This window comes from Thioalkalivibrio sp. ALJ15 (assembly GCF_000383695.1).
Taxonomy (GTDB): Bacteria; Pseudomonadota; Gammaproteobacteria; order Ectothiorhodospirales; family Ectothiorhodospiraceae; genus Thioalkalivibrio.
In genome coordinates this window covers 363,338-387,416 of sequence record NZ_KB912056.1, presented here as the reverse complement: position 1 = coordinate 387,416, position 24,079 = coordinate 363,338, and the positions used below count along the sequence as shown (strand labels likewise).

General features: G+C 65.7%; 25 protein-coding genes. 11 read left to right on the top strand and 14 right to left on the bottom strand.

From position 1 onward, the window contains the following. Nucleotides 1–78: 78 nt before the first annotated feature. Nucleotides 79–735 carry an adenylate kinase gene (gene adk, locus G015_RS0101860; RefSeq protein ID WP_012981471.1) on the bottom strand — a complete coding sequence of 219 codons (657 nt, stop codon included), beginning with the start codon at nucleotides 733–735 and terminating at the stop codon, nucleotides 79–81. A 151-nt stretch (nucleotides 736–886) separates the two neighbouring features. Between adk and G015_RS0101855 the strand changes: the two genes are divergently transcribed. Continuing rightward, nucleotides 887–2,053: a hypothetical protein gene (locus G015_RS0101855; RefSeq protein ID WP_012981472.1), complete on the top strand. Its 1,167-nt coding sequence runs from the start codon at nucleotides 887–889 to the stop codon at nucleotides 2,051–2,053. Nucleotides 2,054–2,124: 71 nt separating this feature from the next. On the opposite strand, the gene G015_RS0101850 is transcribed toward G015_RS0101855, so the two are convergent. The 3 genes from G015_RS0101850 to G015_RS0101840 form a co-directional block, all read right to left on the bottom strand. Continuing rightward, nucleotides 2,125–3,108 carry a DmsC/YnfH family molybdoenzyme membrane anchor subunit gene (locus G015_RS0101850; protein WP_012981473.1) on the bottom strand — a complete coding sequence of 328 codons (984 nt, stop codon included), beginning with the start codon at nucleotides 3,106–3,108 and terminating at the stop codon, nucleotides 2,125–2,127. 17 nt (nucleotides 3,109–3,125) lie between these two features. Beyond that, the gene (locus G015_RS0101845; RefSeq protein WP_012981474.1) at nucleotides 3,126–3,857 is read right to left on the bottom strand and encodes a 4Fe-4S dicluster domain-containing protein; all 732 of its coding nucleotides are present in this window, start codon (nucleotides 3,855–3,857) and stop codon (nucleotides 3,126–3,128) included. 284 nt (nucleotides 3,858–4,141) lie between these two features. Next, nucleotides 4,142–7,003 (bottom strand): molybdopterin oxidoreductase family protein, encoded by a 2,862-nt coding sequence (locus G015_RS0101840; protein ID WP_012981475.1) that lies wholly within the window; start codon nucleotides 7,001–7,003, stop codon nucleotides 4,142–4,144. Between the two features lie 225 nt (nucleotides 7,004–7,228). Between G015_RS0101840 and G015_RS0101835 the strand changes: the two genes are divergently transcribed. Further along, on the top strand, nucleotides 7,229–7,765 hold the full coding sequence (locus G015_RS0101835) for a metallophosphoesterase family protein (RefSeq protein ID WP_012981476.1): 537 nt from the start codon (nucleotides 7,229–7,231) through the stop codon (nucleotides 7,763–7,765). A gap of 126 nt (nucleotides 7,766–7,891) precedes the next feature. Beyond that, the gene (locus G015_RS0101830; protein WP_012981477.1) at nucleotides 7,892–8,497 is read left to right on the top strand and encodes a CBS domain-containing protein; all 606 of its coding nucleotides are present in this window, start codon (nucleotides 7,892–7,894) and stop codon (nucleotides 8,495–8,497) included. Between the two features lie 69 nt (nucleotides 8,498–8,566). On the opposite strand, the gene sat is transcribed toward G015_RS0101830, so the two are convergent. After that, nucleotides 8,567–9,757 (bottom strand): sulfate adenylyltransferase, encoded by a 1,191-nt coding sequence (gene sat, locus G015_RS0101825; protein WP_018139791.1) that lies wholly within the window; start codon nucleotides 9,755–9,757, stop codon nucleotides 8,567–8,569. 524 nt (nucleotides 9,758–10,281) lie between these two features. Between sat and G015_RS0101820 the strand changes: the two genes are divergently transcribed. The 6 genes from G015_RS0101820 to G015_RS14270 all read left to right on the top strand — a co-directional run bounded on the left by G015_RS0101820 (nucleotide 10,282) and on the right by G015_RS14270 (nucleotide 14,769). Next, nucleotides 10,282–11,058: a hypothetical protein gene (locus tag G015_RS0101820; RefSeq protein ID WP_018139792.1), complete on the top strand. Its 777-nt coding sequence runs from the start codon at nucleotides 10,282–10,284 to the stop codon at nucleotides 11,056–11,058. Nucleotides 11,059–11,097: 39 nt separating this feature from the next. Next, the gene (aprB, locus tag G015_RS0101815) at nucleotides 11,098–11,577 is read left to right on the top strand and encodes an adenylyl-sulfate reductase subunit beta (RefSeq protein WP_038038494.1); all 480 of its coding nucleotides are present in this window, start codon (nucleotides 11,098–11,100) and stop codon (nucleotides 11,575–11,577) included. Next, the gene (gene aprA / locus G015_RS0101810; protein ID WP_018139794.1) at nucleotides 11,577–13,475 is read left to right on the top strand and encodes an adenylyl-sulfate reductase subunit alpha; all 1,899 of its coding nucleotides are present in this window, start codon (nucleotides 11,577–11,579) and stop codon (nucleotides 13,473–13,475) included. Before aprB ends, aprA begins: the two co-directional genes overlap by 1 nt. 157 nt (nucleotides 13,476–13,632) lie before the next feature. Further along, nucleotides 13,633–13,983, top strand: coding sequence for a hypothetical protein (locus G015_RS0101805; RefSeq protein WP_018139795.1), 351 nt, complete (start codon nucleotides 13,633–13,635; stop codon nucleotides 13,981–13,983). 16 nt (nucleotides 13,984–13,999) lie between these two features. Beyond that, entirely contained in the window at nucleotides 14,000–14,512 is a 513-nt protein-coding gene (locus tag G015_RS0101800; protein WP_018139796.1) for a peptidylprolyl isomerase, read from the top strand. Between the two features lie 92 nt (nucleotides 14,513–14,604). Further along, nucleotides 14,605–14,769 carry a hypothetical protein gene (locus G015_RS14270; RefSeq protein WP_018139797.1) on the top strand — a complete coding sequence of 55 codons (165 nt, stop codon included), beginning with the start codon at nucleotides 14,605–14,607 and terminating at the stop codon, nucleotides 14,767–14,769. Between the two features lie 141 nt (nucleotides 14,770–14,910). On the opposite strand, the gene G015_RS0101790 is transcribed toward G015_RS14270, so the two are convergent. Together G015_RS0101790 and G015_RS0101785 are read right to left on the bottom strand one after the other, a co-directional pair. Beyond that, nucleotides 14,911–16,338, bottom strand: a complete 1,428-nt coding sequence (locus G015_RS0101790; protein ID WP_018649155.1) for an AmpG family muropeptide MFS transporter — start codon at nucleotides 16,336–16,338, stop codon at nucleotides 14,911–14,913. A 21-nt stretch (nucleotides 16,339–16,359) separates the two neighbouring features. Continuing rightward, entirely contained in the window at nucleotides 16,360–17,133 is a 774-nt protein-coding gene (locus G015_RS0101785) for an exodeoxyribonuclease III (protein ID WP_018862862.1), read from the bottom strand. Between the two features lie 103 nt (nucleotides 17,134–17,236). Here G015_RS0101785 and pyrE point away from each other — a divergent pair, with 103 nt between their 5' ends. Next, on the top strand, nucleotides 17,237–17,872 hold the full coding sequence (gene pyrE, locus G015_RS0101780; RefSeq protein WP_018649156.1) for an orotate phosphoribosyltransferase: 636 nt from the start codon (nucleotides 17,237–17,239) through the stop codon (nucleotides 17,870–17,872). A gap of 5 nt (nucleotides 17,873–17,877) precedes the next feature. Here pyrE and G015_RS0101775 read toward each other — a convergent pair whose 3' ends face one another. The 3 genes from G015_RS0101775 to G015_RS0101765 form a co-directional block, all read right to left on the bottom strand. Next, nucleotides 17,878–18,894 (bottom strand): LysM domain-containing protein, encoded by a 1,017-nt coding sequence (locus G015_RS0101775; protein ID WP_038038491.1) that lies wholly within the window; start codon nucleotides 18,892–18,894, stop codon nucleotides 17,878–17,880. A gap of 2 nt (nucleotides 18,895–18,896) precedes the next feature. Further along, nucleotides 18,897–19,727 carry a PP2C family serine/threonine-protein phosphatase gene (locus G015_RS0101770; protein ID WP_020146070.1) on the bottom strand — a complete coding sequence of 277 codons (831 nt, stop codon included), beginning with the start codon at nucleotides 19,725–19,727 and terminating at the stop codon, nucleotides 18,897–18,899. A 75-nt stretch (nucleotides 19,728–19,802) separates the two neighbouring features. After that, nucleotides 19,803–20,753 (bottom strand): PDC sensor domain-containing protein, encoded by a 951-nt coding sequence (locus G015_RS0101765; RefSeq protein ID WP_018139803.1) that lies wholly within the window; start codon nucleotides 20,751–20,753, stop codon nucleotides 19,803–19,805. A gap of 136 nt (nucleotides 20,754–20,889) precedes the next feature. On the opposite strand from G015_RS0101765, the gene G015_RS0101760 reads away from it, so the two are divergent. Further along, complete coding sequence (locus G015_RS0101760) at nucleotides 20,890–21,393, top strand: GNAT family N-acetyltransferase (RefSeq protein ID WP_018175104.1); 504 nt, start codon at nucleotides 20,890–20,892, stop codon at nucleotides 21,391–21,393. An 18-nt stretch (nucleotides 21,394–21,411) separates the two neighbouring features. Here the strand turns inward: G015_RS0101760 and G015_RS0101755 are convergent, their stop codons facing one another. From G015_RS0101755 to G015_RS0101740, 4 genes are all read right to left on the bottom strand, one after another. Further along, nucleotides 21,412–21,624: a hypothetical protein gene (locus tag G015_RS0101755; protein WP_018139805.1), complete on the bottom strand. Its 213-nt coding sequence runs from the start codon at nucleotides 21,622–21,624 to the stop codon at nucleotides 21,412–21,414. Nucleotides 21,625–21,738: 114 nt separating this feature from the next. Further along, entirely contained in the window at nucleotides 21,739–22,743 is a 1,005-nt protein-coding gene (gene hypE / locus G015_RS0101750) for a hydrogenase expression/formation protein HypE (RefSeq protein ID WP_020146069.1), read from the bottom strand. Continuing rightward, nucleotides 22,740–23,828, bottom strand: coding sequence for a hydrogenase formation protein HypD (hypD, locus tag G015_RS0101745; RefSeq protein WP_018139807.1), 1,089 nt, complete (start codon nucleotides 23,826–23,828; stop codon nucleotides 22,740–22,742). Before hypD ends, hypE begins: the two co-directional genes overlap by 4 nt. Then, complete coding sequence (locus tag G015_RS0101740; RefSeq protein ID WP_018139808.1) at nucleotides 23,825–24,079, bottom strand: HypC/HybG/HupF family hydrogenase formation chaperone; 255 nt, start codon at nucleotides 24,077–24,079, stop codon at nucleotides 23,825–23,827. Before G015_RS0101740 ends, hypD begins: the two co-directional genes overlap by 4 nt.

The window sequence follows — 24,079 nt, the reverse complement described above, 5'->3', positions numbered from 1 at the left end:
TCCGGGCCCAGGGGCGGCAGGCGCGGGGCCGTGGCCCCAATCAAGACGACCCGCTCGGAATACCAGGCGGGTCGTTTTTTAGCCCAGGGCCTTGAAGATCTGGTCGCGGATGTCTTCCACCGATCCGGTTCCCTTGATGTGGACGTATTGCGGCGCGTCGGGCTCGCCGCTGTCCGCCCACTTCGAGTAGAAGTCCACCAGCGGGCGCGTCTGGCTGTGGTAGGCCTCGAGGCGCTTGCGCACCGTTTCTTCGTTGTCGTCTTCGCGCTGGATCAGGTCCTCGCCGGTGACGTCGTCCTTGCCTTCGACCTTCGGCGGATTGAATTCGACGTGATAGGTGCGGCCGGAGCCCGGATGTACCCGCCGTCCGCTCATGCGGCGGATCACCTCTTCGTCGGGGACATCCACCTCCACGACAAAGTCGAGCGGCACGTTCTGCTCCTTCAGGGCCTCGGCCTGCGGGATGGTGCGCGGGAAGCCATCGAACAGGAAGCCGGTGTCGCAGCAATCGGGCTGCTCCACGCGTTCCTTCACCAGGCCCAGGATGATGTCGTCGGAGACCAGGCCGCCAGCATCCATGACCTCTTTGGCCTTCAGACCCAGTGGGGTGCCTGCCTTGACGGCTGCACGCAGCATATCGCCGGTGGAGATCTGCGGGATGTTGTACTTCTCGCAGATGTACTGGGCCTGGGTGCCCTTGCCGGCGCCAGGCGCCCCCAACAGAATCAGTCGCATGCTCTCGCTCCTATGAGGAGTGGGTGGTTGTGCTATGGTCGCTGCAGACACTCCCGATCCGCGCAAGTTACAGTACAGGGGTTGTGGTTGTCGGTACAACCCTGCCCATCCTTATGTGACACCCGCCCCCTGCAAGGAGTCACCGACCGTTATGCAAGCCGGCCCCCGCGAGATCACCACGCCGTTTCGGCCCATCCCCCTGGATATCCCGGAGGGCATGAAACCGAACGAGTTCTTCAACAGCACCGAGAACCTCGCCGACCTGGTGAACAACAACGGGCTGCTGGTCAATCCGGAAAACCTCCTGCTCTACCGCAAGGCGCTGGGGCACAGCAACGAGTTCGACTGCTCTATCATCTACAACACCTCGCAGACCATCCTCGACCCGATGGGGCGCCCGGTGCGGCGCACCCAGGTGCCGGAGCCGGTGCGGCATGTCTGGAACCGGATGAACGGAGTGATCATCGAGTACATGCTGGAGCAGTACCCGGACCCGGCCGAGGCCCTGGTGCTGGCGGGCGAGGCCAGCCTGGACGCGACCTGGCCGCTGACCGCGCCCGGGGTGCCCAGTATCCGCATGCTGCACAACCATTTCATCGTCTTTCCGATGGCGACGCTGGCTGAAGCGCCGCTGGCCGATCCCGGTAACCCCAACCTGACCGATGGCGGCCAGCACAGCCTGTTCCAGGCCTATATGCGCGATGTCTACCGGGCCTTCTTTACCCGCGCCCTGGACCTGCAGATCCTGCGGCCGGCGCCCGATCACCAGGCCCGACTCGCGCTGACCGGCTACCCGCACGGCCTCCCGAGCTGGGAGATCCAGGGTGGGGTCGAGGCGTTGAAGGACATCCGCTTCTGGCGCGAATACGACGCGGTCCTGCAGGGCTTTCTGGACTTCTACCGCACCTTCTTCTCGCAGGTCTCCACCCGCAATGCCCCGATGCCCGAGGGCGTGCACTTCCCCGATGCGGTGGAGGAGGTCCTGCTGTTCAACAACGATTTCCTCAAGACCGCCAAGAAGGTGCGCGATCGCTGCTTCACCGACGCCAAGTACGCCCATGCGATCCGTTGGCAGCCGGCCTTCAAGCAGCTGATTTACCGCAACGACGAGGGCCGCTTGATCGTCACGATCAGTCAGAATTCGATCGGCAACGCGATCACTGAGCTGCTGGGGGTGGTGGTCAACCGGGTGCCGGACGCGGAGGCCTACGAGCACGTCGAACCGGCCCTGGTCGAGAAGTTGCTGGAGGTGCGCCGCCGCCTGGTAGAGCTCGATCTGGGTGAGGGGATCACGACCGAGGCCTGGTCGGCGGTCTGATCGGAGCGATTTGGGGCTGGGCCTCGAACCTGGATGGGCCGGGAGCGGTCAGGCCGCCCCCGGCTGTGTCCTCAGGCCACCGACTGGTAGTAGATGTTCTGCGGGTGGTTGGCCTGGGCGAAGAAGAACCAGCGCTCGGCGACCATGCCCAGATACTGGATCACGAACGCGGCGATCAGCAGGTTGACCGGGTCGATGCGGGCGACCAGCACGACCAGCAGCAGGATCGCCGGGACCACGAACGCACCCAGCAGGAAGATCCACTTCATCCCGCGCAGGAACGCGGCCGACATGTGGTGGAAGAATTCCCGCGTATTGAATGACCCGCCCATGAAGCCCTGGGACTTCTGCTGGATCTTCGGGTGCTTCACCCCGATCGCGGTTTGCAGCGTGGACTTCGACTTGATACGGGAGTTGCGCACCAGCGATGCGCTGCGGGTACCCAGTCCCAGAAGCGTCAGGACGATCGCGACCGTCGCCAGGAAGGCGACCAGCGGGACACCGGCCCAGGCCGCATAGGCGGCCGCCAGGGTGAAGCCGTTGGCGGCCCCCAGCACGGTGTAGTTGACCACGGTCAGCGGGGAGTGCCATTCCTGCAGGAACTTGATGCAGGCGTAGATCATCGCGGTCGTTACATACAGCACGATGGCCAGCAGCGCCCCGATGGCGCCAAGCACGACGGTCAGCAGGACGGGGACATCCCCGGCCAGCGTACCCAGGGCCGGGTTGAACCCGAACGCATGGGCCGCGCCGTACAGGAACACGACGCCCATGAACGCCGGGAGCACGATCACCTCGCGCGAGAGCCAAGAGGTGCGCCACTTGGTGGCGGTGCGCCAGGCGCGTTCCGGCCGCCCCAGGTGAAAGAATGAGGCGATCAGCCCAAGCACCAGGAAGGCCAGCGCGAGCGCGGAGCCCAGGGCCAGGAAGTCCGAACCCGGGGGCGGCAGCACGCCCAGCAGGCTCAGTGCCTCGGCACCGAACAGGCCGAGAAACAGGCCCTGGCCGGCGCCGATCAGGGTGGTGAGGAAAATGACCGAGAAGGCTGGATGCATAGTGTCTTCGTCCCTGTTTACCAGCTGGTGACGTCGTCGAGCGAGGGTTCGTCCTGCCCGGGCTTCGGCAACTGACTGTCGATCTTCAGCGGGTTGTCCGCGCGTTCGACCTCGTCTTCGCGGATGGTGAGCTGGGTCTTGCGCCGCGGCAGGTAGTGGTTGGCCGGCTTGGACCCCCATTCCGGCATCAGCTGGTAACCACCGGCCTCGCGGATGGCCTTCGAGACGACCGACTCGGGGTCATGGATATCGCCGTAGAGCCGCGCATTGGTCGGGCAGGCCCGCACGCAGGCCGGCTTGCGATCCCATTCCGGCAGCTCCTCGTTGTAGATGCGGTCCACGCACAGGGTGCACTTGGTCATCACCTTGCGTTCGGCATCCACCTCGCGCACGCCATAGGGGCAGGCCCAGGAGCAGTACTTGCAGCCGATGCACTTGTCGTAGTCGACCAGCACGATGCCGTCCGACTCGCGCTTGTAGGACGCCCCGGTCGGGCAGACCGGCACGCAGGGCGGCTCTTCGCAGTGCAGGCAGGACTTGGGAAAGTGCACCGTCTCGGTGTTCGGGTATTCACCCACCTCGAAACTCTGCACCCGGTTGAAGAAGGTGCCGGTGGGGTCCGCGTCGTAGGGGTTCTGGTCGACCAGTGGGCCGGCATCGCCGGAGGTGTTCCATTCCTTGCAACTGGTCACGCAGGCGTGGCAACCCACGCAGACGTTGAGATCGATGACGAGGGCGAGTTGGGTCATTTCTTGCCTCCTGGGGGAACGCTGCACAATGTGCGCACTCGCGCTCGAGTCGCTTTTGCGTGCGAACAAGGCGCGGCGACTGCCGTGCAGTCACTCTGCACAAGGGAGCCGCAACGCCGTGCGCATGCAAAAGCGGCCGAGCCCCTGCTTTTCAATGGTTTGTGGGGTTGGCGCCCCAGGTTCCCCGATCCAGCGTTGCGGCTCTTGCCGGTAGAACCACTACCGGCTGCGCACCGCGCCTTGTCTCGGAAAACCTGGGGTGCCAACGCGAGTGTGTACATTGTTCAGCGTTTCCCCAGGCCCGCAAAGAAGTTCAAAACACGTGCCCGTGTGGACTGGCCGGGGTACGGTTTGAGCGGCTTGAACTGGGGAGAGGTCTCCTGCGGCTCCCCTTCTTCGGCCTTGTAGATTCGTACGCGGACGTCATACCAGGCCGCCTGACCAGTCACCGGATCGGAGTTCGAGATCGGGCCGCTCTGCCCCGGCAGCTCCTCGGAGATCAGGTGGTTCAGCAGAAAGCCCTTGCGTGACTCGTTGGCGCCCGGGGTCAGGTTCCAGGCCCCCGCGGCCTTGCCGATCGCATTCCAGGTCCAGACGGTGCCGGGCTCGACAGCCTCCGAGTACTTGGCCATGCAGCGCACCCGGCCCCAGGGGCTTTCCGCCCAGATCCAGTCCTCGTCTTCGATGCCGGCGGCCCGCGCGGTGCGCGCGTTCACGTACAGCAGGTTGTGGGCGTGGATCTGGCGCAGCCAGGCGTTCTGGGAGTCCCAGGAGTGGTACATCGCCATCGGCCGCTGGGTGACGGCCGCCAGCGGGTAGGTGTGCTTGTCCGTGGACTGGTGTTCCAGCGGGTCATAGTAGAAGGGCAGCGGGTCGAAGAAGGTCTCGACGCGCTTGGCCAGGTGCGCCGGCGCCTTGCGCGTGGGCCCCTTGCCCTGGGCGGCGGCGCGGAACTTCATCAGCACCTCGGAGTAGAGGTGGATCAGCACGGGCTCGCCATAGCGCGTGATGCGGTTGCGCTGCGACCACTCCAGATAGCCCTTGTTCCAGTTACGCATGTACTGGTAGCTGCGCGGCAGTTCGTACTGGAAGACGCAGTTGTTCTTCGCGTACATCTCCCACTGGTTGGGGTTGGGTTCGCCACGCAGGGACTTTTCGCCGCCCTTGCCGCGCCAGCCGGCCAGGAAACCGATGCCGGAGCCCGGCTCGGTCTCGTAGTTGACCACGAAGTCCGGGTAGTCGCGGAACTTGCGATCGCCCTTCTCGTTCACGAAGGCCGGTAGCTTCAGGCGCGACCCGAGCTCGATCAGTACATCCTGGAAGGGCTTGCACTCGCCCTTGGGCGGCACCACCGGGATGCGCACCGAGTCCACCGGGCCGGTGAACTCGGAGATCGGGCGATCCAGCATCGACATTACGTCGTGGCGTTCCAGATAGGTGGTATCCGGCAGCACCAGGTCGGCAAACGCGGTCATCTCGGACTGGAAGGCATCCGCCACGACCAGGAACGGGATCTTGTATTCCCCGTTGTCGTCCTTGTCGTTCAACATCTTGCGGACCTCTTCCGTGTTCATGGTCGAGTTCCACGCCATGTTGGCCATGAAGATCAGCAGGGTGTCGATCGGGTAGGGGTCGCCGCGCCAGGCATTGGTGATCGCGTTGTGCATCATGCCGTGCACGGCCAGCGGGTACTCCCAGGAGAAGGCCTTGTCGAGTCGCACCGGCTCGCCCTTGTCGTCCACGAACAGGTCGTCCGGGCTGGCCGGCCAGCCGAGCACCATGCCGTCCAGCGGCTTGCCGGGCTGAACGCCCTCCGGCCCCTTCGGCGTGCGGGCGCAAGGCGGGATCGGACGCGGGAACGGGGCCTTGTGGCGGAAGCCACCGGGGCGATCGATCGTGCCCAGCAGCGACATCAGGATCGACAGCGAACGGATGGTGTGGAAGCCGTTCGAGTGTGCGGCCAGCCCGCGCATCGCATGGAAGGAGACCGGGTTGCCGGTCACCGACTCGTGCTCCACACCCCAGGAATCGGTCCAGGCGATCGGCAGCTCGATGCGCTGATCGCGCGCGGTCACGCCCATCTCGTGGGCCAGGCGGCGGATATCCTTGGCCGCTATGCCGGTGACGCGCTCGGCCCATTCCGGGGTGTACTCCGCGACCCGGTCCTGCAGCAGCTGGAACGAGGGCTTCGCCCGTGTCCCGTCGTCGAGTGTGAATTCTCCGAGCAGGTAAGGGTCGGCGCCCGGGGTGTGGGTGGCGACCGGGCGCCCGGTCTTGCGATCCCACCAGAGCTGGTTCTGCGCGTCGTAGCAGCCTTCTTCCGGCGGATCCTCGGTGCGCAGGAACATGCCGAACTCGTCCTGGTCCTCGTCCATGTTCACCAGCTGGCCGGCATTGCTGTAGCGGACCAGGAAGTCGCGGTCGTACAGGCCCTTGTTGATGATCTCGTGGATCAGGGCCAGCAGCAGGGCGCCATCGGTCCCCGGACGGATCGGGACCCATTCGTCGGCGATCGCGGAGTAGCCGGTGCGCACCGGATTGATGGAGATAAAGCGCCCGCCCTGGCGCTTGAACTTGGAGATCGCCACCTTCAGCGGGTTGGAGTGGTGGTCCTCCGCGGTGCCGATCATCACGAACAGCTTCGAGCGTTCCAGGTCGGGACCACCGAACTCCCAGAACGAGCCGCCGATCGTGTAGATCATGCCGGCGGCCATGTTCACCGAGCAGAAACCGCCGTGCGCGGCGTAGTTGGGGGTGCCGAACTGCTTGGCGAACAGCCCGGTCAGGGCCTGCATCTGGTCACGCCCGGTGAACAGCGCGAAGCGCTTCGGGTCGGTCTCGCGGATGTGCCCGAGGCGCTCGGCGAGGATCTCGAAGGTCTCCTCCCAGGAGATCGGCTCGAACTCGCCGTCGCCCCGCTCGGCGCCGGGCTTGCGCCGCAGGGGCTGGGTCAGCCGCGCCGGGGAGTGCTGTTTCATGATCCCGGAGGCGCCCTTGGCGCAGATCACGCCCTCGTTGATCGGGTGCTCGGGGTTGCCGTCGATGTACCGTACCTCCCCGTCGCGCAGGTGCACCCGGATGCCGCAGCGGCAGGCGCACATGTAACAGGTGGTGTTCTTGATTTCGTGCGACGGGGTCTGTGCCATAAATCGTCAACGCCTTGTAAGTTAGACAATCGCGATATACTGCAATACCCCTTACTTCGGTCGGGGTTACCCCCACTATGCAGTTCCGGGGTGCCCACCACAAGGGAGTCAAAGATGGATTCTGCGTGCTCGTTCGGATGCCTCGAATTGGGCCCGGGGGCAGGGCGGGGCGCGGCAGTGTTATCGTCCCGGCACTGGAATTTGGCAACAGAGGCCTGCGAACCCATGAAGGTATGCATTGTTTCCGACAGCCATGACCGCGGCCCGATGCTGGCCCGCGCGATCGAGGCCGGTATTGTCGAGGGCGCCGAGGCGGTCATCCACTGTGGCGACGTGATCGGCGGCAATACGCTGCGGGCCTCGCTGAAGCTGGGTGTGCCGATACACGCGGTGCATGGCAACAACCTGGGGGACCCGGTCGCGATCTCGCGCATCGCCCATCAGTCCAACGGCCTGCTGCACTACTACGGGCTGGATGCCACGATCACCCTGGGGGGGCGCCGCATCTTCGTCACGCACTACCCCCATTACGCCCATGCGATGGCATGCACGGGTGACTACGACCTGGTCTGCTGCGGCCACAGCCACGAGACCGAGATCCGTCAGCAGCCGCATGTGCAGGATGGCTCCACTTGGGTCGTGAATCCCGGCACGGTCGCGGGTCTCGGCGCGCCCGAGGCGACCTGGGCGCTGGGGGATCTCGACCGCATGTCGTTCGAGATCCGGCCAACGCCGGAAGAGGCAGCAGCCGGAATCGAGTGACCCATCGGGGTTCCCTGGCGCCTCCCCGGCGCTGCGCCGCCCCGCGGTTTCGTCAGACGGGACCCGCTTGTCAGCGCGCCCATCTCAGGGCATCGTCTAGGTTCCCACCCTGGATGGAGAAATGCGATGACCGCAGAATTCCCGCACAAGCCCCTGCCATCGAGCAAGGCAGCTCCCGGAACCGGGCTTCAGCAGGTAACCGACGAGGAACCGCGGGTTACGCTGGCCTCCTCCGCGTTGTGTGTGCTGACCGACTTCCGCCGAGTGCCGGTGGCCACAATTGGTCCCGACGCGACCCTCGGTCAGGCGACGGAGCAGATGATTGCCAGGGGTGTGCGGTTGCTGATCGTGGTCGACGACGCGCGGCAGGTGCGCGGGTTGATTACGGCTCGCGATACGCAGGGGGAGCGCCCGATCCAGATGGTGAATGAGCGTGGTCTGCGGCATGAGGACCTCCGGGTCCGTGACCTGATGGCGCCCCTGGATGATGTGGATCTTCTGGACATGCAACGGGTGATGCAGGCGGACGTTGGCGACATCATCGCAACCCTGAAGGACTGGGGGCGTCAGCATGCGCTCGTGGGCCAGACGGATCCGGCGACCGGCGAGACCCGCATCCGGGGCATGTTCTCGGCCACGCAGATTGGCCGCCAACTGGGCGTGTCGGTGCAGACCTTTGATGTCGCGCGGACCTTCGCCGAGATCCAGGCGGCATTGTCGAAGACCTACTGAGAACGCAAAAAGGTGGCGGGATCTCCCGCCACCTTTTCTGTTTCCGGGCTTTGACGCAGTCGAGCCCGGTTACTGATTGATGCTCTGGTAGTAGTCCATCAGGATCTCGGCCACCTCCGGGCGGGAAAACTCGGGCGGGGGTGCCTCGCCGCGGCCCAGCATCTCGCGCACCTTGGTGCCGGACAGGAGCACGAAGTCCTCCTTCGTGTGGTCGGGCGCATCACACATCATGACCACGCGGCCGAGCTTCTTCGAGAAGGCGGTGTGGTCCGCTCGGAAGATCTCGATCTCCAGTGCGTCGCTCGGGACCTCCGTGTCGAAGATGGTCTGGGCGTCGAACGGTCCGTAGTAGTCCCCAACCCCGGCGTGATCGCGCCCGATGATGAAGTGGGTCGCCCCCATGTTCTGCCGGAACAGCGCATGGAGCACGGCCTCCCGCGGCCCGGCATAAAGCATGTCGAAGCCGTACCCGGTGATCATCACGGTGTTCGGGGGGAAGTAGATCTCGGCCATCTTGCGAATGGCGGCGTCGCGCACCGGGGCCGGGATATCGCCGGGCTTCAGCTTGCCCAGCAGCATGTGGATCACCAGGCCATCGGCGCCCAGCTGGTCCAGTGCCATGCGGCATAGCTCCTCGTGAGCGCGGTGCATCGGGTTGCGGGTCTGGAAGGCCACCACCTTGTTCCAGCCGCGTTCCGCGATCTCGTTGCGGATCTCGACCGCAGTGCGGAAGGTGTCGGGGAAGTCATCCTGGAAATAGGAGAAGTGGAGCACCTGGATAGGGCCCGACACGCAGACGCGGCCCTCGCTGTTGAAGGCGGCCACCCCGGGGTGTTCCATGTCGGTCGTGCCGTAGACCTTCTGCGTCATGGTCTCCATCTGTTCGGGGGTGAACTCCTCGATGGCCTCGACTTCCTGGATGGCGAGTACCGGGTTCCCCTCCATGTTGGGATCGCGCAGGGCAATTCGCTTGGCCCCGCGGATGGCGTCGGCATTCTCCAACAGGTTTACCACCGGGACCGGGAAAAACAGGCCGCTGGTGGTCCGCATGTTCTCCGCGCAGCCCATTGCGTCTGCGACATTCATGAAGCCGGTCAGGGGTGTGAAATAGCCCCCTCCCATCATCACGGCGTTGCCGGCGGCCGCAGAGCTGATCACCACGGAGGGGAGGCTTTCGGCCTCTTTCAACAAGGCATGGTGTTGTTCGGGGTCGTAGACAAACAGGGGCTTCAGGGTGTCTGCACCGTGCGGTTTGATCATGGGGCTTTATCTCCTGCCGACGCTGGATGTGGACTGCATGGATTGGGCGGATTATCCCGCCGAGTGTCGTGCTCGGGCCGTACGTGGCCAGCCGGTCTGGTCGCCGGCCGTGCTGCAAGTCGACCCTGAACGTAGCACAAGATAGTCCATAAAGCGCCGGGTTACTTGACCCCTTGTCGGCCGCGTCTGGAGCGGCGCGGTTCATCAATCGGCTGCCGTTCGGTCCCAATGCGGGTTTCGTGGTTGATTAAAGGTTCTTGTGCTGGTCGCCACATTACTTTCCAGTCGCGCGACCGGCTTGTGGCGCGCAAAGCCCGTGAAAGCAGCTCCATAGATTAGCGTTTCCCTAAATAAGCATATGACCCCATACATTGAACTTATGTCTCGGCAAGCAAGTTTGATTTGAAGCACAAGATGGAGTTGGCACAGACTCGGTGGGCCAATTGGACACTCTGAGGAGGCCTGACGCCGTGATCACTAGTAATCCCTTTGCCGAACTGGCTGCGTTTATTCCACCAGCCGCAATGCAGTGGTATGTCGTGCTCATGGTCATTCTCGTGGCCGGCGGCACGATCCTCGACATGATGCACAAGAGGAGTGCCAAGTACTTTTTCGAGAACGCCAAGAAAGCCGAGAAGAATGCGAGCCGAAGCGTGAGCGGTGGCGAGAAATTCTCGCTGGCGATGCAGACCATCGGGAAAGAGGTCATCACCTCCGGCGAATTCAAGAATCCGACGCGTCGTGCCTCCCACCTCTTCACCATGTGGGGCTTTATCGTTTTCGTCGTCTCCTCCGCCGTGCTGATCTTTGGCTACGCGGCCGAGCCGGCCGCCGGCGTGTGGCCGCTCCTGTGGCACCTGGGCGCCTTGTCGCTCGCCTTTGGCGGCTACTGGTTCTGGTTTTTCATTCGTGTCGATGTCAATTCCGAAGGCCGTCGCTGGTACCAGCTGGTCCGCGCGGACCTGTTCATCGTGTCGCTGCTGGCGATGTCGACGTTCGCCATTCTGTGGTCGCTGACCCAGGGCGCAGGTGCCCTCGGCTGGCTCTTCTTCGTGCTCTTCCTCGCGGCTACCACGACCCTGTTCGCAACCGTCTACTGGTCGAAATTCGCGCACATGTTCTTCAAGCCCGCCGCGGCCTACCAGAAGCGCCTTACCCGGGCCGACGGCTCCGCCGAGAACCTTCCGACCCTTACGCGTGATGACCCCGAGCAGCAGCAGCGCCATTCCATGGAGTTGCTGCGCGACGCGCCGATGGAGATGGGGAAGGGTATCCAGCGTGAAGCGCCCAACCACTACTAAAGCCATTTACCCGAACATCAGCATCGATCGAGGACTACCATGCCAACTTTCGTATACATGACCCGTTGCGATGGCTGTGGATACTGCGTGGATATCTGCCCGTCAGACATCATGCATATCGACGAAACCACCCGTCGTGCCTACAACATCGAGCCCAATATGTGCTGGGAGTGCTTCTCCTGCGTGAAAGCCTGCCCGCACCACGCCATTGACGTGCGCGGCTATGCGGACTTCGCGCCGCTTGGGCACAGCGTACGCGTCGACCGCGACGAAGAGCGGGGAACTATCGCCTGGAAGATCAAGTTCCGCGATGGTCGCGAAAAGGAGTTCCTGTCGCCCATTACCACCAAACCCTGGGGCAAGCACATCCCGCAGCTGGCCGACGTTCCTGCGCCGGACAAGTCGATGAGGGACAGCCAGCTGCTGTTCAACGAGCCCAAGTACATCCGTATGGATGAGGGGGATCTGCACACGCTTGAGGCCGCCGGTCTCAAACTGAAAGAAGGGGTGTACTACTGATGGCCTACAAGACAATCGTCGAAGACAACATCGACATCTTGGTTTGTGGCGCCGGCCTGGGCGGCACGGGCGCCGCCTGGGAAGCCCGGTTCTGGGGCCAGGACAAGAAGGTCGTGATTGCGGAGAAGGCCAACATCGACCGCTCCGGCGCCGTGGCCCAGGGCCTGTACGCGATCAACTGCTACATGGGCACCCGCTGGGGCGAGAACAACCCCGAGGACCATGTTCGCTACGCGCGTATCGACCTGATGGGCATGGTGCGCGAGGATCTGCTGTTCGACATGGCGCGCCACGTGGATTCCACCGTGCACCAGTTCGAGGAATGGGGTCTCCCGCTGATGCGCGACCCGAAGACGGGCGCCTACCAGCGGGAAGGCCGCTGGCAGATCATGATCCACGGCGAGTCCTACAAGCCGATCGTGGCCGAGGCCGCCAAGAAGTCGGCCGATACGATCTACAACCGCATCTGCGTCACCCATCTGCTGATGGACGAGTCCAAGGAGAACCGGGTGGCCGGCGCCGTGGGCTTCAATGTGCGCACCGGCAACTATCACGTCTTCAAGTCGAAGACGGTAATCGTTGCTGCCGGCGGCGCATCGATGATCTTCAAGCCGCGCTCGGTCGGTGAAGGGGCGGGCCGTGTCTGGTACGCGCCCTGGTCTTCCGGCTCGGCCTACGGTCTGCTGATCAATGCCGGTGCCAAGATGACCCAGATGGAAAACCGCATCGTGCTGGCCCGCTTCAAGGATGGTTACGGCCCGGTCGGTGCCTACTTCCTGCATCTGAAGACCCGCACGCAGAACTGCAACGGCGAAGAGTACGAGTCCAAGTGGTGGCCGCAGCTGCAGGAGATGGTCGGCAAGGAGTACCTGGATCCGGAGGTCTCCCACCGGACCCATCGCCCGATCCCGACGTGCCTGCGCAACCACGCGTTCCTCAACGAGGTGAATGCCGGCCGTGGCCCGATCCACATGGTCACCATGGAGGCCTTCCAGGATCCGCATCTTGAAGAGGTGGGCTGGGAGAACTTCCTGGGTATGACCGTCGGCCAGGCCGTGCTCTGGGCCGCCACCGACGTGGACCCCAAGAACGAGAACCCCGAGCTGACCACCTCGGAGCCCTACGTGATGGGCTCGCATGCCACGGGCTGTGGAGCCTGGTGCTCCGGTCCGGAAGATGTTTCCCCGCCCGAGTACTTCTGGGGCTACAACCGCATGACCAGCGTCGAAGGCCTGTTTGGTGCCGGCGACGCCGTGGGCGGGACGCCACATGCGTTCTCCTCCGGTTCCTTCACCGAGGGCCGGCTGGCCGCGAAGGCTGCCTGCAAGTACATCGACGATGGCAAGGCCGACGGCATCCGCGTCTCCGATTCGCAGATCAACAAGCGCAAAGAGGAGATCTACAAGCCGCTCGAGCACTACAAGATCTATAGCAACGAGGTTGTGGCCGGTTCGGTCAATCCGAACTTCATCAACCCGCGCCAGGGTCTTGACCGCCTGCAGAAGCTGATGGACGAATACTGCGGCGGCGTGACGGTCAGCTACATGACCAACGAGAAGCTGCTCAATATCGGCCTGAAGAAGATGCACATCCTCGAAGAGGATCTGGACAAGCTGGCGGCGGAGGACATCCACGAGCTGCTGCGTGCCTGGGAGCTGAAGCACCGCGTGCGCACGGCCGAGAGCGTCTTCCAACACACGCTGTTCCGCAAGGAAACCCGCTGGCCGGGTTACTACTACCGAGGCGACTACATGAAGCTCGACGACAAGAACTGGCATCACCTGACCGTCTCTCGTCGTGACCCGAAGACGGGCGAGTACACCATGGAGAAGGCGCCGTGCTATCACCTGGTCGACAAGGACGAGGCCCCGGCCGAACCCGAGAAGGCGGAAGCCTAGGGTGCTAACGTGACGGGGTCGGGTGCGGCCCCGTCACCACGGCTGGCAAGCAGCGATGGCCAACGCGTTCGCGCGTTGGTCTTCTCTTTCAACCGTCACCCCCGGGGGTTTCAACATGACCAGTGCAGCTGAAGCACAGCCAATGCCGGAGACCTCGATGAACATCATCGATCACTCCGACGAGGAGATCCTGGAGATCGCCCATCCCATGTGGAGCGATCTGATCAAGTACTCGAACAAGGGCCAGTACGGCAAGTTCGTCCGCCGGTTCTCCTACCACCTGCTGTTCGGCCTTAACGAGGTCGAGGTGGGCAAGCAGTTCGCCCAGAGCGAGCTGACCCGCAACCTGAAAGATGACTGGGATTACCTCGGCATCATTCGCCGCGGCGAACATGTCACGGTCCTGTATCGGGTGCGCAGCACGAAGAAAGAAGGGGAGTGGCTCGGCCGCATGGTCCTCGGCTACGAGGAAGGCGAAGTGCGAATCTTCGGTGCGTCCATTTTCTAAGACAGCGGGACTTTGAATGACAGATGTAATCAAGGACAACAAGTACGTCGAGCTGAATTACCAGGTCATCGACGAGAAATCCGGCCAGGTCCTGACCGAGGTGGAGTTCCCCCTGGGATACGTGCACGGCGTCAATGAGGTCCTGTCGCCCAAGGTGATGGGCGAGCTTGAGGGCAAGGCGCAGGGCGAAACCATCGAGGTCCCCATCGATTGCAATGCGCTGTACGGCCCGCGCGACGAGTCCCTGGTGATCACGGAAGCGATCGAAAACGTGCCGGAGGAGTACCGCGAGCTCGGTACGGCGATCCTGATGGAAAACGATCGTGGCCAGACCAAGAATTTTCTGGTTACGCGGCTCGACGACAAGACGATCACCATTGATGGCAATAACCCGCTGTGTGGTCGGCAGGTGATTTTCAAACTGAATGTGTTGTTGGTGCGTGATGCCACTGCGGACGAAATCGAGCATGGTGGCAAGGTGGAGTCGGGCCCGGAAATCGACAGCGGACGAGCGGTGCCCATCGAGTGATGGGGCCGGTTTGCCCGGCCTTTCAGTATGTCTGGGGAGCGAGACGTTAATGTCCCATCCCCTCTTTTTCATCGAAGCGAGGTGAATGAACCATGAGCCAGGATACCGAGAAGAAACACCCGCAGGTCCCGGACGGCAAGTCCCGTTACCTGGTGACCCGCCAGATGCCGCCCAACGAAAAGGGCTTCGTCGGTTACGAGACGATCTGGGAGTCTTTCCAGAAAGAGGCGGAATACCAGACGCCGAAGCGCCCCTGAAGCCGGGAGTAGTCGATAGCCGCCCCTTCGAGACCGGGGGCGCTGCCCTGCCGTCCGCTCGCGATGTTTATCGCCGGCGGACGTTTTTGTTTTGGTAGGCCCCGGACGGACGGGCCGACGTTCGGAACCCGGGCCCGCCTCTTACGAGGGGGCGCGTTCCGCTCCCTCCGGCGGCGCCTGCAACTCCGACGGTCGGCCCGGCTGGGCCATGCGGTCCGGATTGGCCCAGCGCATCAGGGCGAGGGCCAGCAGGATGGTGGGGATGCCAATGAGCGCGGAGCTGGCAAAGAACCAGAACCAGCCCAGGTGCTCGGCGAATACGCCGGTAAATCCGGCCAGGAACTGACCCGGGAGGGTCATGATCGAGCTGAACAGGGCGTACTGGGTCGCGGTGTAGGCCGAGTTGGTCAGGCTGGAGAGATAGGCGATGAACACCGAGATCGCCATCCCGCCGGAGAGATTGTCGGCCATGATTGCGAACACCAGACCGTAGGTTTCCGGGCCCAGGGTCGCCAGCCAGGAGAAGGTCAGGTTGGTAGCCGGCGCCAGGATGGCGGTGGCGATCAGCATGCGCATGATCCCGAAACGCACGACCAGCAGTCCGCCCAGGGCGGCCCCCGTCAGCGTCATCGCCAGCCCGAAGGCCGCGGCGATGTTGGCGATCTCGTCCTTGGTGAAGCCCAGGTCGAGATAGAACGGGTTGGCCATCACCCCCATGAAGATGTCGCTGATGCGGAAGATCGCGATGAACGCGATCACCAGCAGGGCGATTCGTCCGAAGCGCTGCCAGAACTCCACGAACGGGCATACCACTGCGCCGATGAACCAGGCCTTGAAGTCCCGCCAGAGGCCGGTGTCGGCGGTGTTGTTGATGTAATGCACCACGCGTTCTTCGAGCCGGGCGGTCTGCGCGTCGCGGGTGGCCACCTCGGGTTCGCGCACGATCAGGGTGCATACGACCCCGACCAGCATCAGCGCCGCCATCGCCATATAGGACAGGCTCCAGCTGCCGGCGGCCGCAATATGCAGCGCCCCCGCCCCGGCCGTCAGCAATGCCACGCGATAGCCAAAGACATAGGCTGCGGCCATCGCGCCCTGGCGCTCCTGGCTGACCGCCTCGATGCGGTAGGCGTCGATCGCGATGTCCTGGGTCGCGGCACCAAAGGCGGTCAGTACCGCCCAGACCGCGACCAGCCAGAGCTGTTCGGTGGGGTCGGTAAAGGCGATTCCGAACAGCCCCAGCATGATGGTCGCCTGCGCCGCCAGCATCCAGGCCCGCCGTCGCCCGAAGATCCGGGTCAGCAGCGGTAGCCGCATCCGGTCCACGATGGGAGCCCACAGCACCTTGATGCTGTAGGCCATGCCCACCCAGGAGAGGAAACCGATGGAGGCCAGTTCGACCCCGAGGTCGCGCAGCCAGGCGGTGAAGGTGCCGCCGGTCAGCAGTAGCGGGAGTCCGGCGGCAAAACCGAGGAACAGCATGCCCACCACCCGCGGGTGGCGGTAGACGGCCAGCGCCTCGCGCCAGTCGCGGTTTGGCCGGTTCTGCGACTCGGCAGCCGTGCTCACGAAGAGGCCCGCGAACGACGATCAGGGGGTGTAGTCATAGTCGATCCAGAACGGGGCGTGATCGGAGTAGCGGTCGTCCGTATGGATGTACGGGGCCCGCGCGGTCTCCGCGATGCCGGGGGTGGCAATCTGGTAGTCGATGCGCCAGCCCACGTTCTTCGCCCAGGCCTGGCCGCGATTGGACCACCAGGTGTACTGCTCGGGTCGGTCGTCCAACCGCCGGAATACATCCACCATCCCGATCTCGTCGAACAGGTGATCCAGCCAGGCCCGCTCCTCGGGCAGGAAGCCCGAGTTCTTCTGATTGGATTTCCAGTTGCGCAGGTCGATCTCCTTGTGGGCGATGTTCCAGTCGCCGCAGATCACCCACTCGCGCCCGTCCTGCATGCGCTCCGCCAGCCAGGGCCGGAAGAAGTCCAGAAACCGCCACTTCGAATCCTGCCGGTGGTCCCCCGAGGAACCCGAGGGCAGGTAGAGCGACACCACGGACAGGTCCCCGAAGCGCATCTCCACGTAGCGGCCCTCGTTGTCCGCCTCCTCGAAGCCAATGCGCGTGATCACCTCGTCCGGCTGACGCCGGCTGTACAGGGCCACGCCACTGTAGCCGGGCTTGACCGCATCCACATAGGCGCAGTGGTAGCCGGGGGGATGGAAAGGCTCGCCCTGAATCTGGTGAATCTGGGCCTTGGTCTCCTGGATGCAGACCACGTCGGCCTCGGTCGTCGGGAGCCAGTCGAAGAAGCCCTTTCGGGCGGCGGCACGGATGCCGTTGGCGTTCATCGAGAGTATGCGCATGGCCGGGAACGATACCGGCGCGCGCGCGTGCAGGAAAGGGCTGGCATGATGAATCCAGCCCCGCCTGTGTCAGAATACGGCGTTTTCCGACCGGAGCCCCACGATGACCGCCCATGCCTTTCTCGACTATGCCCTGGAACGCGATGTCCTGCGCTTTGGCGAGTTCACACTGAAGTCGGGGCGGGTAAGCCCGTATTTCTTCAATGCCGGCCTGTTCAATCGGGGCTCCGATCTCGTACGCCTGGGCGAGTTCTATGCACAGGCGATCGTCGATTCCGGTGTCGCCTTCGACCTGGTGTTTGGCCCGGCGTACAAGGGCATCCCGCTGGCCGCGGCCGTCACCGAGGCGCTGTACCGCGACCACGAGATGGATCGCCCCTGGGCCTTCAACCGCAAGGAGGCCAAGGACCATGGCGAGGGCGGCAACATCGTGGGGGCGCCGCTGGCCGGGCGCGTTCTGATCGTGGACGACGTGATCACCGCCGGCACTGCCATCCGTGAATCGGTGGAGCTGATCCGCGCGGCGGGCGCCACGCCGGTGGCGGTAGCCATTGCCCTGGATCGCGAAGAGCGCGGCCGCGGCGAGCGTTCGGCAATCCAGGAGGTCGAGAACGAGCTGGGCCTGGAGGTCGTGCGCGTGGCTCGGCTGGGAGACTTGGTGCAGATGCTGGAGCAGACCGGCCGCGCCCCCGAACACCTCGAGGCCCTGCGCGCCTACCGCGCCGAATACGGGGTCTGACCGGCTCAGGAGGCGCCTTCTTCCGAGCGTCCCAGCCGTTCCAGGCGGCGCTGCAGTTCCAGGGCCCGCAGGCGGTATCCGCGAGCGGCCTCGAACTCGGGGTCCAGCTCCAGCGCCTTGTCCCACAGGGCAATCGCCTCGTCCAGGTCCTGGTTGCGATAACGCTGGATGGCGGCCGAATGCAGCTCGTCCTTGCGCTGTTCGCGCAGTTCCTCGCGCGCCTCCCGGGCCTTGGCGCGCCCGGAGTCGGCCTCCAACGCCCGGTCGTAGGCGGCCAGCGCGGCCTCGGGGTCACCCGCATCCCGTGCCGCGTGCCCGCGCTGCTCCCAGTAGCGGCCGTCCACCGCGCGTTCCAGCTCGTCGAGTCGTTGCCCCCGAAGGCCATTGCCGGCCTGTGCGCGCGCCTGCCGGACACCGTCGCGCGCCTCTCCGTAACGCCCCGCCTCCAGGTCGGCCTCGATCGCGCGCAGGTAGGCCTCTTCGTCGTCCCGTCCCCCAAGGGCCGCCAATTGCTCGTCGAGCCTCTCCGCATTGGCGGCGGGGGCCTCGCGCGCGGCGGTCTCCGGTATGCGCAGGCGCTGGCCGGCCAGTAGCCGCGATGGGCGCTCGATGTCGTTGTAACGCGCGAGGATCAGGAAGCGATTGGCATCGCCCAGGTACTGCCGGGCCAGCTGGCCCAGTGTCTCGCCCGGCTCTACCGTATGCGTAAAGTAGGCCGAGCCCAGTTCCTCGCGCGGGTCCGCATCCAGCTGCGCGCGCAGGCTGCGCGCGACCCGGTGACCGGACTCGCCCTCCAGGAATCGGTCCAGCGCCGGGTCCGCCCGTTCGATGTCCCCTTCCTGCAGGGCCTCGATGATCTCCGCGATGGTCAGGTCTTCCGCCGCCACGGGGCCTTCTGCAGAGGCCTCTTCGGACACCTCGGGCGCCTCGGTGGCCGGTTCATCTCCTTCGACTCCCAGCATTGCACAGCCGGTCAGCAGGGCGACGAGGGGCAATGCTGCCCCGACAGCAAGACGCGTCATGTTCAGTCCAGAGGCCAGAAGAGGATTGCAAGGACGGCGAGCAGGAGCAGGGCCCCCGGCAGTAGCGGCCGGATGGCGGCACGCAGGTGGCGCCGAGCCGGGGTGGTCATGGCCTGTGCACGCCAGGCGGCGATGGCCACATTGTCGCCATGCACGCCGCCGCGCTGTGCCGCGCGGGCGGCCGTCTGCGTACAGGCGGCCTGAAGATCCGGCTGACTCATCCATTGAGCACTTTCCTCGGGGTCCAGCTGTTCCCAGTACCCATCGGAGCACAGCAGGAAGCGGCTATCGGGCGTTAGCGAGGCCTCGCCATGTTTCACCCGGATCGGATCGACCACGCCCAGGGCCTGCAGGAGCTGGTTCTGTTCCGGGTGGGTTGCCATGTCTTCTTCGCGGATCTCGCCGGCATCCGCCAGCGCCTGCACCCGCGTGTGGTCCCGCGTGCGGGCGATCAGGCGCTCCCCCTCGAAGTGATACAGACGGCTGTCGCCGCAGTGGGCCCACCAGGCCCGCTCCGGCCCGACATACAGCGCCACCAGCGTGGTCCCGGATTGTTCGCCGGGTGCCGCGCCGGGGTTGTGCAGGGCGGCCTGGGCCTCGCGAAAGAGGCGCTCCAGGAGTGCCGCCGGGTCCTCCGGGCGACCGTCGCAGTCGTGCCACAGGCGCTCGGCGGTGGCGATGGCCATCCGGGCTGCCTGAGCGCCGTCCGCGTGCCCGCCCATGCCGTCCGCGACGACCAGCAACGCGCACCGGGTATTCGGGCAGGTCCATACACCGGCTGCGTCCTGCTGCTCGCGCCGCCCGCCGATTTCCTTGGCTACCGCGGTCTCCATCCCCTGTCCCCGCACCTGGCTCCGAGACCATCATGGCCCAGGCGACGGGTCGCTGTCAGCGCGAGAGGGCGTTTCCTACCCGGTGGCGCCGATCCAGAAGTCGATGGAGCGGCCGAGGAAGTCGTCCCAGGTCATGTAGTGGGAGCCGTCGCAGGAGAAAGTCAGGCTGACCATGCCGTTGAACAGGTTCACCGAGGCCGAGCGCAGGTAGATGGTCTCGTCGGCAAAGCGCAGGGCCTTGAGCCCTTCGAGCACGCGGCCCACGGACTCTTTCGGGATCAGCGCTTCCTCCGGGTAAGGCTCGTGGGGAAAGGCGAGGCAGACATCGGGGTCGGCCAGGGATTCATGGGTCAGGATGCGGTAGCGGTAGGGGTCCTCCGTAGTCCAGAGCGTCGCCCGCGAGCTGGAGAAGTGGAACACGCCCTGGAATACGCCGCGCTCGGTGAACAGCTCTTCCAGGATGGCCAGCGCGGTGTCGATGTGCTGGTCCATCAGGCTCTCGGTGCGGCTCTGCAGGAACAGGGTGCCGCGGATGGACGGGTCGCCCTTGATCTGGCGCCACTCGTTCGGTTCCTCGTAGAGATCCTCCGACAGATCCGGCAGGTTGCGCAGGTCGAAATCCGCGCCGAGGAACCCGAGAGCCGTGCCGTTCTCGTCGCGCACCAGCTGTAGCGAGGTGAGCGAAGGGCGGCGTCCGAGCAGGCTGATGTAGGCCTCCGACAGCAGGAAGCCCTCGGCTGGCACCGCCTCCTTCATGTAGGGGCGCTGCGAGCGGTCGCGACCGAAGTGCTCCGGCAGCACGCCGCTGCGCGAGATGTTGTCGGATAGCTGGATGCCCTCGGTGTTCAGGGCATAGACAAACGTGGCTTCCGGGATCTGCCGGATCGCCTCTTCCAGGATCGAATCCAGTGCCTCGCGTCGCGGCCAGGCCTTGCTTATACGGGCTGCGATTTCGGCCAGCGGCTCCTGTAGCCGGGCTTCCAGATATTCGCGCTGGTGCTCGATGGCTTTTTTCAGTTCCGTCATGGTGCGCTGTCGTCTCTTTTCGGTGCGGCGTGATTATCTCTGATCGCACATGTCGCTGTCGTGAAGCCCTCGGCATGGGGCACTCCTGACCCCTCTCGTGGTCCCAGCAGGAACCGTGCCGAATAAGGGGTGTCCGATGGCCGCCAGCGTTGTCCAGAGTTCGGGCCTGCGCCCCGCCTGCCGTGAGGACCTGGGGGCGATCAATCAGCTGGTCGCCGAGGCGATCGAGGACTGGCCCTTGCCGGAGCGGGTACGCCGGCTGGCACTGCCGGCCTATCGCTACACCGAGGCCGATCTGATGTTCCTGGACGCCGTCGTGCGGGAGGAGGCCGGACAGGTGGTCGGTGTGGCGACCTGGGAATCGGTAGGTGCCCGCGACCTGCCCGAGGGCGTGACGGCGGGTCTGTTGCTGCACGGCCTGTACGTGGCCCGCACCGCCCGTGGTACGGGTGTCGGACGGCAACTGGTAGTGGCCTGCCAGGAGGCCGCCCGCGCTGCGGATGTAGACGGTGTGCTGGTCAAGGCGCAGACGTCGGCGGCCGGCTTTTTCGCCCGGGTCGGCTTCCAGTCGGTGCCGGTACGGGACCGGGACCGGGACTTCGAGCAGCGCTACTGGTGGCCGCTCGAAGCCGGCGCATGAACGCGCGGGGCGCCTGGATCAGTCCTGGCGGTTGTCACGGCTTCGGCGGCGCAGCCACCAGCCGACAATGCCCCCGCCGACCATAGCGAGCAATACCAGTCCTGCCACATGTTCCGGGGCGCTCAGGTAGTGCAGCAGAGAGAAGCCGTCGCCATGGCCGTGCCCCGGGTGGGCGAGGGCGGGGCTGTTGGCGAGCGCGAGGAATGCGGGAATCAACGGGCGCATCGACATCGTGGGTTTCTCCTGACTGAACCGTGAGTTTCACCATAACGTCCGGCGGGCGCCGCCGTCATGCCCGTCATCCCGTGTCTCTGTCAGACTCCATCGGGCGGTTTCAGTGGTCCCTCAGCAGATGCGGGGCAACTGCTCGCCGGCTGGCAGGATCACCCGGCGTTCCACGCCGGTCGCGAGGCGTCGGATGACCGCGGGCTCGCCCGCCTCGGCCTGGCCGATGGCGACGGCACCGGCCGTCTCCGGTCGTGATCGCAGTACGCTCAGGGCGTGTTCGGCCGTGGGTTCCGGCACGGCGGCCAGGAAGCGGCCCTCCGAGGCGCTGTGCAGCGGGTCCAGCCCGAGGATCTCGCAGGCCCCGCGCACGTCCTCGCGCACCGGGATGGCTGCGTCGTCCAGCACCAGGCGGCAGCCGGAGGCGTCCGCCAGTTCCTGCAGCGCAGCCACTGTGCCGCCGCGGGTGGGGTCGCGCAGGGCATGCACGGGCACGTCGGCTGCCAGCAGCGCGGCCACTGCCCCGGCGACCGGGGCGCTGTCGCTGGGGATCGGCGGGTCCAGCCCCAGATCCTCGCGCGCGGCCAGGATGGCGACGCCATGCCGGCCCAGATCGCCGCTGGCCAGCAGCACGTCTCCCGGCCGTATCGCATCCGGTGCGATCCGCACCCCCTCCGGCACGACGCCCACGCCGCTGGTGTTGAGATAGGCCCCGTCGCCGCGTCCGGCCTCGACTACCTTGGTATCGCCGGCCACCACCTGCACACCACATTCTTCGGCAGCCGCGCTTACGGAGGCGAGGATGCGCCGCAGATCCTCCAGCGGGAGCCCCTCCTCGAGGATCAGCCCCAGCGTCAGCCACAGCGGCCGCGCCCCGGCCATCGCCAGGTCGTTGACCGTGCCGTGTACCGCGAGGCGGCCGATGTCGCCGCCGGGGAAGAACAGCGGCCGCACCACGAAGCTGTCGGTGGTCAGCGCCAGGCGTCCGTCCGGTGCGTCGAGCACGGCCGCATCGGGGGCGCCGCGGGCCGGGCTGCCCAGCGCCGGCAGGATCACCTCGTCCAGCAGCTTCGCCTGCAGCCGACCCCCGCCCCCATGCGCGAGGCGGACCACCTCCGTGGTCATGCCCCGCCCCGGTAGTGCAGGTAGGCGGCACAGGCCCCTTCGGAGGACACCATCGGCGCGCCCAGCGGGGTGTTCGGGGTGCACTCGCGGCCGAAGGCCGGGCAGTCGGTCGGGCGGCGCAGCCCGCGCAGCACCTCGCCGGCGATGCAGGGCCCGTCCGCGCCGGTCGCGGGGGAGGCGATCCCGAAACGCGCGACGGCATCGAAGCCGGCGTAGGCCGGACGCAGGCCCAGCCCGCTGGCGGGCAGGCGGCCCATGCCGCGCCACTCGCGTTCCACCGGCTCGAACACACGGCTGACCGCATCGCGTGCGGCCGCGTTGCCGTCGTCGCGGGCGGCCCGGTCGTAGCGGTTCTCGACGCGGGCCTCGTCGCGTTCCAGCTGCTCCACACAGGCCCGGATGCCGGCCAGCAGGTCCACCGGCTCGAAGCCCGTCACCACGATGGGCACCCGGAAATGCTCGGCGATCGCCTGATAGGCCGCCGCCCCCTCCACGGTGCAGACATGCCCGGCGGCCAGAAAGCCCTGGATGCGGTGGGCCGGGTCCGTCAGCAGGGCCTCCATCGCCGGCGGCACCAGCGAGTGCGAGACCAGCAGCGACAGGTTGGACAGCCCCAGGGCCTCGGCCTGCAGTACCGTGATCGCGGCGGCCGGGGCGGTGGTCTCGAAGCCCACCGCCAGCAGCACCACCTCGCGCTGCGGGTGTTCGCGCGCCAGCGCGACCGCATCCAGCGGCGAGTAGATCACGCGCACGTCCCCGCCGGCCGCGCGCGCGGCGTTCAGGTCGCCCAGCGCACCGGGCACGCGCAGCATATCGCCGAAGGTGCACAGCATCACCTCCCGGCGGCGGGTCAGCAGTACGGCCTGGTCCAGGGTCTCGGTCGGGGTCACGCAGACCGGGCAGCCGGGCCCGTGGAGCAGCTCGACCGTATCCGCCAGCAGGTCGTCCAGCCCGTGGCGCAGGATCGCGTGGGTCTGGCCGCCGCAGACCTCCATCAGCGTCCAGCGCCGGGTGCAGGCCGCGCGGATCGCCTCCGCCTGCTGCAGGATCAGCGCCGGGTCGCGGTATTCGTCCAGGTGCCTCACGGGCCCTCCGGGGTGGGCGGCTCGTGTTCGGGGATCGCGCGCAGCGCCGCCAGGGTGCGTTCGGCCGCGGCCTCGTCGATGGTGGCGATCGCGATGCCGGCATGCACCAGCACGTAGTCGCCGGGCCCGGCCTCCGGGGTGCAGGCGAGCGATACCGTGCGCGCAACCCCGCCGAATCGGACCTGCGCCTGGCGGAACAGCGGGTCGTCGCCCTCCACCGCGTCGATAAGGCCGGGGATCGCAAGGCACAT